Below are 17,273 nucleotides of genomic sequence, written 5' to 3'. Positions count from 1 at the left end.
TTCCTGAATTATTTGGCGATCTTAGGGCTGGCGAAGAGCACGCCCAGCGCGCATACAAGAGAACCGGCAAACACGCTGATCAGATACCCTGTGACATTTGTCGCCAGCGGCCATCCCCAGATGGCAGGCAACGGCAGCGATTGCTTCACGCCGAGTGCGATAGCAATAAGCGCGCCGGACATTGCGCCGATCATAAAGACCGGAATCAGGCGTGGATTTTTCAGGATGAAAGGAATAGCGCCTTCTGAAATGCCAATGAATCCCAGCAGTAAAGACGTACCGCCGACGGTTTTTTCTTCGCTGCTAAACACGTTGGGCAGGCCAAAACGGTTATTCAGTAACGCCGCCAGGCCGACGCCGATAGATGGAATGACGATCGCCAGCTCTCTGGCGGTTAAATCGAAGGTTTCGCTGACGCCGTTGAGCCCCAGCGCCACCGAACCAGCGGCTTTATTGATGGGGCCGCCGAGGTCGAAGGCCGTCCCTGCGGCGATCATCATGGCGTAAAAACCGCGCCCGGTGTTGCCAGCGGAGGTGAAAAACTCGACCATCGCCTGGTTGATTGCGCCAAAGAAGGGGTTGATCAGGTACTGCATAACGATGACGAGCGTAATGCCGGTACACAGCGGCACGATAAGCATCGTTTTAATGGTGGTAAGTTGGGCGCGAACGTTAATGGTATTGTTGAGCCACTGCACCAGATGACCGACAAAAAAGCCGATGGCGATGGCGCCGAAGAAGCCTGAGGGCATAAAACCGTCGAGATCAAAAAAGCGTTTATAGACCTCGTCGGACATAATGCCGCCGATAAGTCCGGGGATCAGCGCAGGTTTACCGGCAATAGAGAACGCGAGGTACATGGCAAAAACCGGGTACATGAACTTGATCACCATAAAGCCCAGTTTATCCAGCACCTCGAACGGCGTACCGGCAATTGGAATAAACTGCCCGGTTATTTTGGCGACCGCCATCAGTAATCCACCGAGGACGACGACCGGGAGCATATAGCTGATCGCCGCCATAATATGGCCGATGAAGGTCTGCCAGGCGGAGCGAGCTTCTTCCTGTTCTTCACACGCTACCGTTACGGTTTTATCCATCGCCAGCGCCTGACGCAGGTAACGATCGGTATTTTTGATCAGTTCCTGAGTGCGTATTTTGAGATGAGGAACGTTATCGAATCGTTCAGCGTCCTGGATGGGAACATCGATTGCCAGAATGACGGCATCTGCGCTGGCAATATCTTGTCGGGAAAGCTTGTTTTTGACGCCATCGCTTCCTTGTGTTTCCACTTTGACGATGACGTTATTTTCTTCTCCCCACGCTGCAATTTTGTTGGCAGCCATAAAGGTATGAGCGATGCCGGTCGGGCATGCCGTTATCGCGACGACTTTTTGCCTTGTCATTGTAAAACCCCTAACAATAGAATTGCAGAAATTATAAAGAGAAATAAAAAAGGCAATAAAAGGTTTGATGGTACTAATTGCGTATTGCCATACCTGTTGAATAGAGTGTGATTCGCATTCCAGTGTTATAAATACGATATTGATAGAATATATTATATTCGTAGGTTAAGGGTGGGTTTTATGAATTCCTTTCAGGGTAGTGAAAGATTAATATTTGAGTATATTCAGTGTCATGCTCATGAAATATCGGGTATTTCAGCTAAGGTGATTGCGAGCGAAACATTCACCACTACAACATCCGTTAATCGGGTGTGTAAAAAAATGGGATACCGGAGCTATACCGAGCTACGGTATCAGTTTTCTCGCGACAGGTTAATAGCCGAACCCGTAAGATATGTTGTTGGTGATGAAAAAGAAGAGACCGTTACACAACTGTGCAACATACTGGTTAATTCCAGCCATATCTTCTTATATGCGCGCGGCGCGTCATTGACCAGCCTGAATTATTTGTCGCGTTTTTTGTCGCTGGCGAGCTTGCCGCACCTCATTCTCAATGATGTTCATCAGCTGACGCGAGTCTCTAAAGGTACGCTGGTGTTGATCAGCAAATCGGGTGAAACGGCGTCGTTAGTCGAAATGGCGCGAAACGCGTTACGTAAGGGATTAAAAATCATTGCGATTACAAAACGAGAATCCACGTTAGCGACGATTTCAACATTATGCTGGCCTCTGGATATTGATATTGACGCAATCTCGTTATATCAACGAGAAGGCCAGCTGGAACTGCTGACGGTAGTAGACCGCATCGGATGTTATCTGCTGCAATACGATGCGGCATAGCGCGTTAAAGCTGTTTTACGATACCAAGACGTACGGCGTAATCATTTTCATGATGACCGTCGTCATTGATATAGGTTTTATCAAGAGAGACCAGCTCGACGTACGGCGTCCAGCCATCGTCCAGTTTGTAGTTGAACGCGAGGGTATGTTCCCAGTAAGTATCGTCGCCCGTCCCCTGATCGACGCCATCCTGATAGCGGAAACGGGGGTTATAAGACATGCCAAAGTTACCAATATTGTAGGCAAACCATATATCAAACTGATGAGATTCACGACGTGTATAACCGCTGCCGTCTAATTCTCTGTCGCTGTGCGCATCGTTCACCGTGTTGTAACGATAACGGGCAGAAAGGTTAAGGCCATTATCGAAGGATTTCCAGCCCTGAATAAAAGGGCGATAATGGGTATTACTGGACGTAAATACGGTGACCATCCCCGGTGCGACCGCGTAACCGTCACCTAAATCAAAGCGCCAGCGAGTTTCTATTTCCTGGGCTGCTTCGGTCACGCCTTTATCATCGGAACTGTAGCGATCGGTATCGCCAAAAAACGTATCGTTATGGTTTTGCGCAGCTTCAACGGAGAAATAAAAACCATTGTCGGCCTGGTGCATGACTTTAATTCTGGAATCATTAGCTTCTGAATTGGTATTATGACCAAAACGCAAATCAACAGAGGTATTACCGCACCATCCCTGGCTGCTAATGAGTAAAGCTGAAAGTAAACTTAACTTAATAAGAGGTTTATTCATGATATCCTGCCGGTTATATGATAAGTGTCAGTGGCAGGTCTATTTTTGTTTTATTCTTTAGCGCGTGTAAATTTTATGATGGTACATTCTAAGTATCACTATACGCGGCATTTTTTTACGCTGTCAGAAAGACGGAGAAAATATCTGTGGGCTGAATAATCCGGGATACAGACAGGTCTGTCCGTATCCCGTTGTGATTACTTCTGCAACCACCAGACGGCCTCAAACGGGCGTAACGTCATGGCGGCAGGGCGGGTGGCAACCTCGTCGTAGTTGTGCATCAGCGCCTGCCAGTTTCCTTCGTGATGCTCTGGCAGCCAGGCCTGACAGGCGTTGCTCAGGTTGGCGACCACCAGTAACCGCTGCCCCTGCCATTCGCGGCGATAGCACCATACATGCGGGCTGTCCGGCAGCAGATCCTGATAATTCCCCCAGGTTAAGACCGGCTCTGTTTTGCGCAAGGCAATCAGTCTTTGATAGGTGTAGAACACCGAGTCTTCATCATTTAGCGCCGCCGCCACGTTGATGTCCGCATAGTTATCGCAGAGGTTGATCCACGGCTCGCCTTGCGTAAACCCTGCATTCGCGCTGCTATCCCACTGCATGGGCGTGCGGCTGTTATCGCGGGATTTGCTGGCAAGAATAGCCAGTAGATCATTGGCTTCCCGGCCCTGGGCGCGCAGCCCGGCAAACATGTTGTGGCTTTCCACGTCACGGTAATCGGTGATGTGGGAGAAATGCGGGTTTGTCATGCCAATTTCTTCGCCCTGGTAGATATAGGGCGTACCCTGCATACCGTGCAGCACCATCGCCAGCATCTTCGCCGCCGGAACCCGCAGTTCGCCTTCGTCGCCAAAGCGCGACACGATACGCGGCTGATCGTGGTTACACCAGAACAGGGCATTCCAGGCAACGTTATGCATCCCCTGCTGCCAGTGGCGAAACAACGCTTTTAGCGCCACGTAATCCGGCTTTGCCAGCGTCCATTTCTCGCCGCCGGGATAATCGACTTTCAGATGATGGAAGTTAAAGGTCATCGACAGCTCGCTGCCATCGAGAGCGGCATACCGCTGACAGTTTTCCAGGGTGGTGGATGACATTTCGCCCACCGTCATCAGGTTACGCGGAGTAAAAACGTCACGGTTCATCTCGTGCAAGAACTCATGCGCGCGCGGCCCGTCGGTGTAAAAGCGGCGACCATCGCCGTCCAGATCGTTCGGGAAACGCTGATCTTTGGAGATGAGGTTCACGACATCCAGGCGCAGCCCGTCCACGCCGCGATCGGCCCAGAATTCACACACTTTTTTCAGCTCAGCGCGCACCGCCGGATTTTCCCAGTTCAGGTCGGCCTGCTCCGGGGCGAAAAGGTGCAGGTAATACTGTTCGCTCTGGGCATGCCAGCGCCAGGCGCTGCCGCCAAATTTGGAGCGCCAGTTATTGGGCGGCGCATCCGGCGTACCGTCGCGCCAGATATAAAACTCCCGGTGCGGACTCTCTTTATTCAGCGCGTTGTGGAACCAGGCATGCTGCGTGGAGGTGTGGTTAAACACCATATCCAGAATAATGCGGATGCCGCGCGCTTTGGCCTGCGCCGCCAGTTCGTCAAAATCATCCAGCGTGCCGTAGGCCGGGTCGATGGCGGTGTAGTTCGCGACGTCGTAGCCGTTATCAATCTGCGGTGAAACATAGAATGGCGTCAGCCAGATAGCATCCACCCCCAGTTTTTGCAGGTAATCAAGGCGCTGCGTAACGCCGCGTAAATCGCCGGTTCCGCTGCCGGTCGTGTCCTGAAAACTTTTGGGATAGATCTGGTAAATAACGCCGTTTTGCCACCAGTGGGGAAGGGTATTCATGCTTGTAACCTACATATGCGATGGGGCGCAACTGCGCCCCGAAGAAGAATCAGACAATCTGCAACGTGCCCTGACGGTACTTACGCTGATAGATAACGGAAGTCAGCACGATTGGGATGACGACCGCGATCGCCATCGCCATGCTAAACACCTGCCAGTAGCTCGGCTGGATGGAAAGAATGCCCGGCAAGCCGCCGACGCCGATCCCGTTCGCCATGACGCCGTTCAGGCCGCATAACAACCCGGCGAGGCCAGAGCCGATCATGGCGCACAGCATCGGGAAGCGGTATTTCAGGTTGATGCCGTACATCGCCGGTTCGGTCACGCCGAGGTAGGCGGAGATGGCGGCCGGAACGGAAATTTCGCGTTCGTTGTGCTTACGGCTGGAGATAATAATGCCCACCACAGCGGAAGCCTGGGCGATATTCGACAGCGCAATCAACGGCCATACCGGCGTACCGCCCATGCTCTGAATCATCTGCATATCGATAGCCAGCGTAGTCTGATGTACGCCGGTAATGACCAACGGAGCATACAGGAAGCCGAACAGCGCCGCGCCGACAGGGGCGAAACTCCCGGTCATCAGATGGCGCACCGCAAAGGCCACACCATCGCCAATCATGCGGCCAAACGGGCCGATAAAGGCGTGTGCGAGAAAGACCGCGAGGATCAACGAGCATACCGGCACCACCACCAGATAGAGGTAATCCGGCACGATGCGCTTCATGCGCGTTTCAATAAAGCCGAGCGCCAGACCCGCCAGCAATGCCGGGATGACCTGCGCCTGATAGCCGACTTTCGCAATGCTGAACATGCCGAAGTCCCACACTTCAGGAGCCTGCTGGCCCAGCAGATAGGCGTTCATCAACTGCGGCGACACCAGCGTTACGCCGAGTACGATACCGAGGATCGGCGTGCCGCCCATTTTCTTCACCGCAGACCAGCAGATCCCGACCGGCAGGTAGAAGAAGATCGCTTCGCCGATCAGCCACAGGAAGTCGTAGATCGTTTTCAGCGCGGGATGCATCTGCGCCAGCGTCTGGCCGTTGCTCATCGGCAGATCGCCGATCACGTTGCGAAAACCTAAGATCAGACCGCCGCTGATCAGCGCAGGCAGCAGCGGGAAGAAGATCTCAGCGAAGTGGGAGATCAACTGCTCGTGCCATTTCATATTCTGCCGCGCGGCTTTTTTAGCCTGCTCTTTGTCGGCGTGCGCCTGACCGGTGGTCGCCAGCAGCGCGTTGTAGTAGTCGCCAACGTCAGTGCCAATCACCACCTGGAACTGCCCGGCGTTGGTGAAGCAGCCTTTAACCATCGGTAATTGTTCAATTTCTTTCGGTCTGGCATTTGCTGGCTGGTTCAGCACAAAGCGCAGGCGAGTAATGCAGTGGCTCACCGTGGCGATATTGTCTCGCCCGCCGACCAGTTCAATCAGCTGGTCTATATCAGCTTGTTTTACTTTGCTCATCATAAAGCCCCGTGGCAGATGAAATGTGTCCCTGTAAGCCGGATGATAAGACGCTTTAGCGTCGCCATCCGGCAGCTCTTACGTTGTTGGCGCAAGAGTATATCTTCGGTGAATATTAAAAAATGGGAACGTTCCCGAAACGCAGCGAAGATCACAAATTACCGTTCAGAAAAGAATCAGGAGAGGGTAGACGGAATGACGATCTGGCGGGGATCGCTGCGGCCGTTGATTTGTTCGATCAGCTGTAAGGCCGCTTGTTTCCCGGCTTCAGCGTAACCGGGATCAACCGTGATAATCTCCGGGTGGAGAAATTTCATCAGCGGCGTGTTCCCGACGCTCGCCAGTTGCAGAGAATCGATACGCTGTTCCTGCAAATATTTACTGGCGCCCAGCGCCAGCGTATCGGTCGCGCAGACCAGCGCGCTGGTGTCTGGCGTAATGACATCCGCAGCGTGCTCATAGCCTTGTTTCATCGCCAGGCCAGGCAGAGCGGCGACAGGGTGCAGTTTATTTTTTTTGCAGAAACTCAGATAGGCTTCGTGACGGCGCTTACCGGTCGTGACGTCGCTGTGAGGCACGCCGAGAAAGCTGATCGCCCGATGTCCCTGGTCATACAGACGCTGCATTAAGGTATGGATAGCGCCTTCGTCGTCATAGCACACCGACGCAAAACCGCTGGCGTCCCTTGCCAGCAGCACCAGCGAGGCCTGCCAGGGCGCAAGCATCTCCTCGCAAATACCGGTAAAACCGAACAGCACCACGCCGTCAATGTTACGCCGTCTGAGCATCCCCAGGTGCTCTTCTACCAGTTCTGGCGAGAACTGGCTCTCCATCATGATGGGATCGTAACCCTGCTCGTAAAACGCGGGCAGCATGGTCTGGACGGCGAGGTTTTCTGACAGGGAATCCAGACGGGTAACAATAATGGCGACCACTTTATCACTTTGCCCGCGCATGGCGCGTGCGGAACGGGAAGGGGAAAAACCATGTTGATTCATTACGGCTTCCACACGTTCACGAGTCCGTTCACTTACCCCGCTTTCGTTGTTGAGCACGCGGGAAACGGTGGATTTCCCTACGCCGCTTAAGCGGGCAATGTCTTTAATGGTCAGCCGATTCTGCATCCTGTTTTCCCGTGGTGCGCATCAAGTTGTGTCAAAAAGAGTAACTTTACTCAAGCCAGGGGCAATGGGTAAAGTCTGGTTTATACGCTTCATCCTTCAAGCTAAATGTTTTTGTGTATACGTTTGGTTTAATTACACGGCGGTATCATACCGCCATAATTGCCACAAACCTTATGGTTTTCTGCGTATAATGCGCGGCGCCAATCATTCACTTACCGGAGGCTGCATGGATCCCGAACCCACCCCTCTCCCGCGATGGAGAAATAGCCCTTTCCGGTAAGCCTGTTTTTCACTGTCTTACCGGATACGTAAGGCAGTGACGTTCCCGACGTCCCTGTTATCGCTTTAAATTATCGTCAGGTAAGGCTTTGCCGCGCCTGAGAGATGTTTCTGCGCCGCTTTTTCGGCGCGGAGGGACTGCTTATGCTGAAAAATATCACCCGCGAGCTGTTTGCCCGCCTTAACCGTCATTTACCTCATCGTCTGGTGCATCGTGACCCTCTGCCCAGTGCGCAGAGCGTTGCGAATACTCCGATTCCCCCGTCATTGAGCGATCGCTGCCTGAAAATGGCGGTGATGGAAGAAGCGGCGCTCTGGCGCGCATTCGATGCGCATCCTGAGGGGCTGAATGTCGCAGAGGTGGAGGATGCGCGCGAGAAATACGGTGAAAATCAGCTGCCCACACAGAAGCCGACTCCGTGGTGGAGACACCTGTGGGTCTGCTATCGCAACCCTTTCAATATCTTGCTGACCATTCTCGGCGTCATCTCCTATGCCACGGAAGATCTGTTTGCCGCAGGCGTTATTGCGCTGATGGTCGGGATTTCGACGCTGCTGAATTTTGTGCAGGAAGCGCGTTCGACCAAAGCGGCAGATGCGTTGAAGGCGATGGTCAGCAATACCGCTACGGTGCTGCGCGTTATCAATGAAAAAGGCGAGAACAGCTGGGTTGAGCTGCCCATCGACCAACTGGTGCCGGGCGATATTATCAAGCTGGCGGCGGGCGATATGATCCCGGCGGATTTACGCGTTATTCAGGCGCGCGATCTGTTTGTTGCGCAGGCTTCGCTCACGGGCGAATCTCTGCCGGTAGAAAAAGTGGCGACGACCCGCGACCCTAAGCAAAGCAATCCGCTGGAATGCGACACGCTGTGCTTTATGGGCACCAACGTGGTGAGCGGGACGGCGCAGGCGATCGTCATCGCGACGGGCGGCGAGACCTGGTTTGGTCAACTGGCTGGCCGCGTGAGCGAGCAGGAAAGCGAGCAAAACGCGTTTCAGAAAGGCATCAGCCGCGTCAGTATGCTGTTGATCCGCTTTATGCTGGTCATGGCGCCTATCGTGTTGATCATTAACGGCTATACCAAAGGCGACTGGTGGGAAGCGGCGCTGTTTGCGCTCTCGGTCGCGGTAGGCCTGACGCCGGAAATGCTGCCGATGATTGTCACCTCCACGCTGGCGCGCGGGGCGGTGAAACTGTCGAAGCAAAAAGTCATTGTTAAGCACCTGGACGCCATTCAGAACTTCGGCGCGATGGATATTCTCTGCACCGACAAAACCGGCACGCTGACTCAGGATAAAATTGTGCTGGAGAACCATACGGATGTCTCCGGCAAGCCCAGCGAACGCGTGCTGCATTCCGCCTGGCTGAACAGCCACTACCAGACCGGGTTGAAAAATCTGCTGGATACCGCAGTGCTGGAAGGCGTGGATGAAGAGTCTGCGCGTCAGCTCTCCGGGCGCTGGCAGAAAATTGATGAGATCCCGTTTGATTTTGAGCGTCGCCGGATGTCCGTAGTGGTGGCGGAAGAAGCCGATGTGCATCAACTGGTGTGCAAAGGCGCGTTGCAGGAGATCCTCAGCGTCTGCACCCAGGTGCGCCACAATGGCGATATTGTGCCGATGGATGACAACATGCTGCGCCGGGTGAAGCGCGTAACGGATACGCTGAACCGCCAGGGGCTGCGCGTGGTAGCCGTTGCCACGAAGTATCTGCCTGCGCGGGAAGGGGATTATCAACGCATTGATGAGTCTGACCTGATCCTCGAAGGCTACATTGCGTTTCTCGATCCGCCGAAAGAGACGACCGCTCCGGCGCTGAAGGCGCTGAAAGAGAGCGGCATTACCGTGAAGATCCTCACTGGCGACAGCGAACTGGTGGCGGCGAAAGTATGCCATGAAGTCGGGCTTGATGCGGGCGATGTGGTGACTGGCAGTGATATCGAAGGGCTGAGCGATGATGAACTGGCGGAACTTGCCGCGCGCACCACGCTGTTTGCCCGCCTGACGCCGATGCACAAAGAGCGCATCGTCACGCTGCTGAAACGCGAAGGGCATGTGGTTGGCTTTATGGGCGATGGCATCAATGATGCTCCGGCATTGCGTGCGGCGGATATCGGCATTTCCGTTGATGGCGCCGTGGATATTGCCCGCGAAGCTGCGGATATCATCCTGTTGGAAAAGAGCCTGATGGTGCTGGAAGAGGGCGTTATCGAAGGGCGTCGCACGTTCTCCAACATGCTGAAATACATCAAAATGACCGCGAGTTCTAACTTTGGTAACGTCTTTAGCGTGCTGGTGGCGAGCGCATTCTTGCCCTTCCTGCCAATGCTGCCGCTGCACTTACTGATTCAGAACCTGCTGTACGATGTATCCCAGGTGGCGATCCCGTTTGATAACGTGGATGACGAGCAGATCCAGAAGCCACAACGCTGGAATCCCGCCGATCTGGGGCGTTTTATGATCTTCTTCGGGCCAATCAGTTCGATTTTCGACATCCTGACCTTCTGCCTGATGTGGTGGGTATTCCATGCGAATGTGCCGGAAGCGCAAACCCTGTTCCAGTCGGGTTGGTTTGTCGTCGGGCTGTTATCGCAAACATTGATTGTGCATATGATTCGCACGCGCCGCGTACCGTTTATTCAGAGCCGCGCCGCATGGCCGTTGATGCTGATGACGCTGGTGGTGATGGTGGTGGGTATCGCGCTGCCGTTCTCGCCGTTGGCGGGCTATCTGCAATTACAGGCGCTGCCGCTGAGCTACTTCCCGTGGCTGATCGCTATTCTCGCGGGTTATATGACATTGACACAATTAGTGAAAGGTTTTTATAGCCGTCGTTACGGCTGGCAATAATCCAGAATAATGGCTGCTGCGGCAGCCATTACGCTTTTCTATAACTCCGAAAATATATCCTCACGAAAGTTCCTGTTTTATTTTTTTTGAAATACTAAAGAGTGTGACGGATCACAATTTTACTCCTCTTTCAGACATCTTTTTATCAGGAAAAAGACCTTCATTGCAAAAATGAAACAGCGTGCTAAAAATATTTCCATTCAGTCATATTTTATGAACATAATTATCGTAATACTTTCTTACATGCGTTGGCCTGCGCAGGCTACGCTGTAAAAGGTCATATATAACTGTAAGTTAAGCCCGGCACTCTTTTATCCTGTCAGTTAGCGCTATTCATGGCATTTTTTAAACTGCCAGCGAACCCTATAAAGATCGCCAGGATTTGATTAAACGGATTCAGGATATGAAGTAATACCTCTGGCGGGGTAAGGACTTTATCCGCCTGAACCTAAAGATTAATTCAAGGGGACGACCATGGGTGAATTTTATTCGTCGGTAATGGATTTGTTTTACCGAATCTCAATGTGGGTTGCCGGATTGGCGCTGTTGATTATGGTGGCCGTTATTCCCGTCGGGATATTTGCGCGCTATGTGATGAACAGCGCGTTGTCATGGCCGGAACCGGTCGCCATTCTTTGCATGGTGACATTCACCTTTGTTGGCGCAGCGGTGAGCTATCGCGCGGGTTCCCATATTGCCGTCAGCATGGTGACCGACCGCCTGAGCGAGGGCGCGCAGCGAATCTGTTTCATTGTGGCGGATCTGATGCTGATGGCCGTCAGCCTGTTTATCCTCTGGTACGGCTCCCTGCTGTGCTACGACCTGTGGGAACAGCCGGTGGCGGAATTTCCTCTGTTATCAGCGGGAGAGAACTACCTGCCGTTGCCTGTCGGCTCTGCCATCACGCTGCTTTTCATTATCGAGAAAATTTTCCGTGGTTCGCAGTATCAACGTCCTGTCGTCATGCTGGGCTCAACCCATTAATGCGCGACCCCATTTCATAAAGGAAAGCAGATGGATGCATTTATTCTCGTCTTTACGCTCGGCATTATGCTGGCGATTGGGGTGCCGGTAGCATACGCGGTGGGCATTAGCGCGATCATTGGCGCCTGGTATATCGACATTCCCCTGGAAGCGGTCATGATCCAGCTCACCAGCGGCGTGAACAAATTTTCGCTGCTGGCGATCCCATTTTTTATTCTGGCGGGGGCGATTATGGCGGAGGGCGGTATTGCGCGTCGCCTGGTGAACTTCGCCTACATCTTTGTCGGCTTTATACGCGGCGGGCTGTCGCTGGTGAACATTGTGGCGTCTACCTTTTTTGGCGCGATTTCCGGCTCGTCCGTCGCGGATACGGCGTCTATCGGCTCGGTGATGATCCCGGAGATGGATAAAAAAGGCTATCCGCGTGACTTCGCGGCGGCGGTCACCGCCAGCGGCTCCGTACAGGCGATCCTGACGCCGCCCAGCCACAACTCGGTGATTTATTCGCTGGCGACGGGCGGTACGGTATCGATTGCCGCGCTGTTTATCGCCGGCATTCTACCGGGGCTGCTGTTAAGTTTTACCCTGATGGTGATGTGCGTCGGTTTTGCCCATAAGCGCGGTTATCCGAAAGGCGAGCGGGTGCCGTTTCGCCAGGCGTTGAAGATTTTTGTCGATACGCTGTGGGGGCTGATGACGGTTGTCATCATCATGGGCGGGATTCTCTCCGGCATCTTCACCGCGACGGAATCGGCGGCGATCGCCTGTCTGTGGGCCTTCTTCGTCACTATGTTTATCTACCGCGACTACAAATGGTCTGAACTGCCGAAGCTGATGTACCGCACGGTAAAAACGGTCACCATTGTGATGATCCTGATCGGGTTCGCCGCCGCATTTGGCGCCATCATGACCTACATGCAGCTGCCGATGCGCATTACCGAGGCGTTCACCAGTATTTCAGATAACAAATACGTCATCCTGATGTGCATTAACATTATGCTGCTGCTGATCGGGACACTGATGGACATGGCGCCGCTGATCCTGATCCTGACGCCTGTTCTGCTGCCGGTCACTACGGCATTGGGTATTGATCCGGTGCATTTCGGCATGATCATGCTGGTGAATCTTGGGATCGGCCTGATTACGCCGCCGGTGGGATCGGTGCTGTTTGTTGCCAGTGCGGTGAGTAAGCAGAAAATAGAGCAGGTGGTGAAGGCGATGCTGCCGTTCTACGCGGTACTCTTCCTGGTGTTGATGTTAGTGACCTATATTCCGGCGATCTCGCTGTTCCTGCCGAAACTATTTGGGGTGATGTGATAAATGCCCGGTGGCGCTGGCGCTTACCGGGCCTACAAACGGCGCTTCCCGTAGGCCGGATAAGGCGAAGCTGCCATCCGGCGCAGACATATTTTTAAGGAGACTTAGCGGCGAATAGCGATCGCTTCGATCTCGATTTTTACGTCTTTCGGCAGACGCGCAACTTCAACGCATGAACGTGCCGGGAAGGTCGCATTATGCTCGGTGAAGAACGCTTCATAGGTCGCATTCACGGTCGCGAAGTCGTTCAGGTCTTTAACGAACACGGTTGTTTTCACGATGTCGCCCACTTTCAGGCCTGCGGCTTCGACGATAGCTTTTACGTTTTCCAGCGACTGGCGCGCCTGAGCGGACACGTCATCCGGTACGCTGCCGGTTTTTGGATCAACCGGGATCTGACCGGAAGTGATGATCATGCTGCCCAGGTCAACGCCCTGAACGTATGGGCCGATAGCTGCGGGTGCATTTTCCGTCGCGATAGTTTTGCTCATGATTTCTCCTGAATTACAGCGGTAAATTAGGTACAGGTCATTATAGGGAGCCGGATACCCATTACCAACCTCAATTAGTTGGCCAGCACCACATAATGCGAAAACTCTTTTTCGCAGTATTTACATTTGAGCGCAATGTCATCTGTGCGTTTTTTCACTGCAAAACTGGATGAAACCGGCTCAGCATGACTGATGCAGTTGCTGTTCGGGCAGACCAGCACGTTGTCGATGCGATCCGGCAGGCTCGGGCGCGATTTGCCCACCACATCATAGTTGTCGATGCGGTTTACCGTTGCCTGCGGCGCGTACAGGGAGAGCTGGTTAACCTGTTCTTCGGTCAGGAAGGTGTTCTCGATTTTAATCAGGTCCTTACGACCCATCTCGCCGGACGGCAGGTTAAGGCCGATGGTGATGCGCTGATCGGTCTCGGTCAGTTTGAACAGCGTCAGTAACTTAAAGCCAACCTGCGCGGGAATGTGGTCGATTACGGTGCCACGTTTGATCGCTTCAACCTGTAGTTTATTGTCGTGTGTCATCTCTTTTCCCCTTACAGTGCCAGATCGCTATTCAGAACCAGTGCCAGTAACGCCTGGCGAGCGAAAATACCGTTTCCTGCCTGCTGGAAGTACCAGGCGTGCGGCGTTTTATCTACGTCGGTGGTGATCTCATCAATACGCGGCAGCGGATGCAGAACCTTCATGTTTTCACGCGCGCCGTTCAGGTCGCTGGCGCGCAGGACAAACTGCGCTTTGACGTTGGCGTATTCGGACGGGTCCAGACGCTCTTTCTGCACGCGGGTCATATACAGAATATCCACTTCCGCCATCACCTCTTCGATGGCGCTGTGCAGACTCCAGGCAATGCCTTTATCATCCAGCATATCCAGAATGTATTGCGGCATCGCCAGCGCGTCCGGCGCGATAAAGTAGAAGCGGTTGCCGTCAAACTTCGCCAGCGCCTGCGTCAGTGAGTGTACGGTTCGGCCATATTTCAGGTCGCCGACCATAGCGATGTTCAGATTGTCCAGGCGGCCCTGGGTTTCCTGAATGGTAAACAGATCCAGCAGCGTCTGGGTCGGATGCTGGTTTGCGCCGTCGCCGGCGTTCAGTACCGGCACGTTGCCGGAGAACTCGGTCGCCAGACGCGCTGCACCTTCCTGTGGGTGACGCATCACAATCGCGTCCACATAAGTGCTGATAACGGAGATGGTATCCGCCAGCGTCTCGCCTTTTTTGCCCAGCGACGTGTTAGCGCTGTCGGAAAAGCCCACCACGCTGGCGCCGAGGCGGTGCATCGAGGTTTCAAACGACAGGCGGGTGCGTGTGGATGCCTCGAAGAAGCAGCTGGCGATCACTTTATGCTTCAGCAGCTCCGGCTGTGGATTGGCTTTTAATTTCGCCGCCGTCGCCAGGACCAGATTGAGGTCATCGCGGCTGAGGTCGTTTATGGAAATGATGTGTTTTTGGTATAGCGGGTTAGCCATGTTTATCTCCTGACGCCTGGGCAAAAAAAAAGCCCCTCAATGAGGGGCCTGGAATAGGTGAGCAACGGGAAGAAAAACGGCAGTCCAGCGTCTGTTTTCAGACGCGGTAAGACAGAATGTCGTACACACTGAACCATACTTCCTCCCGGCAAATTGTCCGCGATTATACTCAGCTATGTTATGGGATCAAGCGATTAATGCACATTTTATTCATCGCAAACGGTTCTCATGAATAAGAATTCATTTTTAATAAATAATTAATTTGCTTGTGAACAAGCCCGGTGCGCTGTACGACCCGTGGCGCGACCCAGACGATACTGCTGCCCGCGATCACTCCTAAAATTTCCGGCAGGGCGTGATAATCCAGGATTCTGGCAACGGCGCGGCCATAACCGGCCACCGTGTGGATAAGGATAAATTCGCTATTGTGTTCCACGCTGACCACCATCTCGGATATCGATCGCGCAGCGTCAGGAGCGGGGCGCAATTGCGGATTTACGGAATAAATTTTTTGTCCCTTTGTATTTCTTATTTTTATGACGCCGAGCAGTTTCAACAGACGTGAAACGGTCGACTGGCTGATGCCTTCGAAGCCGTGGTTTTGCAGATCGCGACGTATTTCCTCCTGGGATAAGTAACTTTTTTCTGTAATCAGGCGCTGACATACCGCCAGTTGCTGCTGTTCTTTGGCGGAGCAATCATTGTATTCCTTCATATATGCACCTTGCTTTGTCATTGATATCAATGGACTAGCGAAATTCATCCTGTTTGTCACATTGATAACGAATCAACCGGTCGGTTTTGCAGGAAAGTGAGAAGCCAGTCAAAAAAGAAAGCGTATTGGCTGCGTTCGTTTGCCGGATGGCGGCGCTAAAGCGCCTTATCCGGCCTACGGAATACGCAACCTGTTGGCCTGTGCCGGATGGCGGCGCTAAAGCGCCTTATCCGGCCTACAAAATGCGTAACCTGTAGGCCGGATAAGCGAAGCGCCATCCGGCGGGAGTTACAGCATTGCGCCAACGCTCAAAACAGCCATATTCAGTAGCGTCAGGATCAGCAGCAGCGGCGCGACCCACTTCAGATACCGCACATACGGCACGCGCGCAATCGCCAGCCCTCCCATTACGACCGCCGACGTCGGCGTAATCAGGTTCACAATCCCGGACGCCGATTGATACGCCGTTACCACCAGATCCCGTTGCACATGGGCGAAGTCCGCTAACGGCGCCATGATCGGCATGGTCAACACCGCCAGACCAGAGGAAGAGGGCACCAGGAATGAGAGCAATACTTCCAGCCAGTAAGTGACATTGATAAAAATGGTGGTGGACAAGCCAGATACCAGATTTTCCGCGCTGTGCAAAATGGTATGCGTAATCATGCCATTATCCATCACCACCACAATGCCGCGTGCAATACCGATAATCAGCGCTACGCCAAGCAGATCCCGCGCGCCGTCGATAAACGTACTGGTGAACGCCTCTTCGCTCATCCGGGCGATAACGCCGACGATAATCGCGGACGCCAGGAAAACGCCGGAAATTTCCGCCATCCACCAGCCGAGAACCGCGACGCCGTAAATCATCACGGCAAAGGCGGCGGCGAAAATCAGCAAGATCCATTTGCGGGTTGCGGTGAACTCCAGCAGCGTGCTGGAACGGTTGCCAAGAAAGTGAGCGCGGTTCTCCTCCATCTTATCCGCCACGATAGATAACTCCGGGTTGCTGCGCACTTTGCGGGCATAGCGCATCACCCAGACCACGCAAATAACATAACCAACGACCAGCAGAATGATGCGTAACAGCATACCCTGAGTGAACGGGATTCCGGCGGCGTTGGCGGCAATCACCGTGGCAAAAGGGTTGATGGTCGAACCGAGTGTGCCAATACCTGCGCCGAGCAGCACGGTGGCGGCCGCGACCAGCGGATCGAATCGAGCGGCCATCATCACCGGAACCAGCAGCGTGTAGAAGGGGAGTGACTCTTCCGCCATCCCGTAAATCGTCCCGCCTGCGGCAAAGAGTCCCATTAGTATGGGGATCATCCACTCCTCTTTGCCGTTGAGCCGTACCGTGACGCGTTCAATACCCGCATCGATTGCACCGGTTTTGTTCACCACGCCGAGAAAGCCGCCGATGATTAGTACAAACAGCGCCACATCGATTGCGCCTGCGGTATAGGTTTCGTGGTTGTAGAGGCCGTCAATGGGGGCCAACAGTACGGCGGTAATCCCTTGCGGATGCGACTCGGCAGGAGCATAGGTGCCCGCGACCGGAACCTCTTTACCCAACGTGGGGTTCATCGCCATCTGGTATTTGCCCGCCGGGACAATCCAGGTCATCACAGCGACCAGTGCGATAAGAATAAACAGGATGGTATACGCGCTGGGAAATTTAAATTTGCCCATGGTGTTCTCTCCAGATA

The 17,273-nt window shown here is 53.6% G+C and carries 17 protein-coding genes; 6 read left to right on the top strand and 11 right to left on the bottom strand.

Going from position 1 to position 17,273, the window contains the following annotated elements; genetic code table 11:
• Positions 1–8: 8 nt before the first annotated feature.
• Positions 9–1,406, bottom strand: a complete 1,398-nt coding sequence (locus FD428_RS18850) for a PTS fructose transporter subunit IIC (RefSeq protein ID WP_114848017.1) — start codon at positions 1,404–1,406, stop codon at positions 9–11.
• Positions 1,407–1,586: 180 nt separating this feature from the next.
• Here FD428_RS18850 and FD428_RS18845 point away from each other — a divergent pair, with 180 nt between their 5' ends.
• A complete protein-coding gene (locus tag FD428_RS18845) occupies positions 1,587–2,246 on the top strand; it encodes a MurR/RpiR family transcriptional regulator (RefSeq protein ID WP_047459370.1) in 660 nt (219 codons plus the stop codon).
• Between the two features lie 4 nt (positions 2,247–2,250).
• Here the strand turns inward: FD428_RS18845 and FD428_RS18840 are convergent, their stop codons facing one another.
• The 4 genes from FD428_RS18840 to treR all read right to left on the bottom strand — a co-directional run bounded on the left by FD428_RS18840 (position 2,251) and on the right by treR (position 7,442).
• Positions 2,251–2,997 (bottom strand): oligogalacturonate-specific porin KdgM family protein, encoded by a 747-nt coding sequence (locus FD428_RS18840; RefSeq protein WP_114848016.1) that lies wholly within the window; start codon positions 2,995–2,997, stop codon positions 2,251–2,253.
• 197 nt (positions 2,998–3,194) lie between these two features.
• Complete coding sequence (gene treC, locus FD428_RS18835) at positions 3,195–4,850, bottom strand: alpha,alpha-phosphotrehalase (RefSeq protein ID WP_012134350.1); 1,656 nt, start codon at positions 4,848–4,850, stop codon at positions 3,195–3,197.
• Positions 4,851–4,899: 49 nt separating this feature from the next.
• Complete coding sequence (treB, locus tag FD428_RS18830; protein ID WP_024130770.1) at positions 4,900–6,318, bottom strand: PTS trehalose transporter subunit IIBC; 1,419 nt, start codon at positions 6,316–6,318, stop codon at positions 4,900–4,902.
• A 176-nt stretch (positions 6,319–6,494) separates the two neighbouring features.
• Positions 6,495–7,442 (bottom strand): trehalose operon repressor TreR, encoded by a 948-nt coding sequence (treR, locus tag FD428_RS18825; protein ID WP_012134348.1) that lies wholly within the window; start codon positions 7,440–7,442, stop codon positions 6,495–6,497.
• On the opposite strand from treR, the gene mgtL reads away from it, so the two are divergent.
• The 4 genes from mgtL (at position 7,414) to FD428_RS18810 (ending at position 12,875) form a co-directional block, all read left to right on the top strand.
• Positions 7,414–7,722 carry a mgtA regulatory leader peptide MgtL gene (gene mgtL, locus FD428_RS21965; RefSeq protein WP_071818874.1) on the top strand — a complete coding sequence of 103 codons (309 nt, stop codon included), beginning with the start codon at positions 7,414–7,416 and terminating at the stop codon, positions 7,720–7,722. The two genes, treR and mgtL, sit on opposite strands and share 29 nt — an antisense overlap.
• Before the next feature lie 143 nt (positions 7,723–7,865).
• Positions 7,866–10,574, top strand: a complete 2,709-nt coding sequence (mgtA, locus tag FD428_RS18820) for a magnesium-translocating P-type ATPase (RefSeq protein WP_047463800.1) — start codon at positions 7,866–7,868, stop codon at positions 10,572–10,574.
• 474 nt (positions 10,575–11,048) lie between these two features.
• Positions 11,049–11,558: a TRAP transporter small permease gene (locus FD428_RS18815; RefSeq protein ID WP_012134344.1), complete on the top strand. Its 510-nt coding sequence runs from the start codon at positions 11,049–11,051 to the stop codon at positions 11,556–11,558.
• Positions 11,559–11,588: 30 nt separating this feature from the next.
• Positions 11,589–12,875, top strand: a complete 1,287-nt coding sequence (locus tag FD428_RS18810) for a TRAP transporter large permease (protein ID WP_047459361.1) — start codon at positions 11,589–11,591, stop codon at positions 12,873–12,875.
• A 104-nt stretch (positions 12,876–12,979) separates the two neighbouring features.
• Here the strand turns inward: FD428_RS18810 and ridA are convergent, their stop codons facing one another.
• The 4 genes from ridA to pyrL all read right to left on the bottom strand — a co-directional run bounded on the left by ridA (position 12,980) and on the right by pyrL (position 14,986).
• Positions 12,980–13,366, bottom strand: a complete 387-nt coding sequence (gene ridA / locus FD428_RS18805; protein ID WP_110494748.1) for a 2-iminobutanoate/2-iminopropanoate deaminase — start codon at positions 13,364–13,366, stop codon at positions 12,980–12,982.
• Between the two features lie 74 nt (positions 13,367–13,440).
• Positions 13,441–13,902 (bottom strand): aspartate carbamoyltransferase regulatory subunit, encoded by a 462-nt coding sequence (gene pyrI, locus FD428_RS18800; RefSeq protein WP_012134341.1) that lies wholly within the window; start codon positions 13,900–13,902, stop codon positions 13,441–13,443.
• 11 nt (positions 13,903–13,913) lie between these two features.
• Positions 13,914–14,849 (bottom strand): aspartate carbamoyltransferase, encoded by a 936-nt coding sequence (gene pyrB, locus FD428_RS18795; RefSeq protein WP_114848015.1) that lies wholly within the window; start codon positions 14,847–14,849, stop codon positions 13,914–13,916.
• Between the two features lie 2 nt (positions 14,850–14,851).
• Complete coding sequence (gene pyrL, locus FD428_RS18790; protein ID WP_024130768.1) at positions 14,852–14,986, bottom strand: pyr operon leader peptide; 135 nt, start codon at positions 14,984–14,986, stop codon at positions 14,852–14,854.
• On the opposite strand from pyrL, the gene FD428_RS18785 reads away from it, so the two are divergent.
• A complete protein-coding gene (locus FD428_RS18785) occupies positions 14,966–15,085 on the top strand; it encodes a hypothetical protein (RefSeq protein ID WP_077956855.1) in 120 nt (39 codons plus the stop codon). The genes pyrL and FD428_RS18785 overlap by 21 nt on opposite strands.
• On the opposite strand, the gene FD428_RS18780 is transcribed toward FD428_RS18785, so the two are convergent.
• Together FD428_RS18780 and FD428_RS18775 are read right to left on the bottom strand one after the other, a co-directional pair.
• Positions 15,076–15,564, bottom strand: a complete 489-nt coding sequence (locus tag FD428_RS18780; protein WP_024130767.1) for an arginine repressor — start codon at positions 15,562–15,564, stop codon at positions 15,076–15,078. The genes FD428_RS18785 and FD428_RS18780 overlap by 10 nt on opposite strands.
• A 288-nt stretch (positions 15,565–15,852) precedes the next feature.
• Positions 15,853–17,256 (bottom strand): YfcC family protein, encoded by a 1,404-nt coding sequence (locus tag FD428_RS18775; RefSeq protein ID WP_024130766.1) that lies wholly within the window; start codon positions 17,254–17,256, stop codon positions 15,853–15,855.
• Positions 17,257–17,273: the final 17 nt, after the last annotated feature.

The sequence above is a fragment of the Citrobacter sp. TBCP-5362 genome (assembly GCF_005406305.1).
GTDB classification, from domain to species: Bacteria; Pseudomonadota; Gammaproteobacteria; order Enterobacterales; family Enterobacteriaceae; genus Citrobacter_B; species Citrobacter_B koseri.
This window is presented reverse-complemented; position numbering and strand designations above follow the sequence as displayed.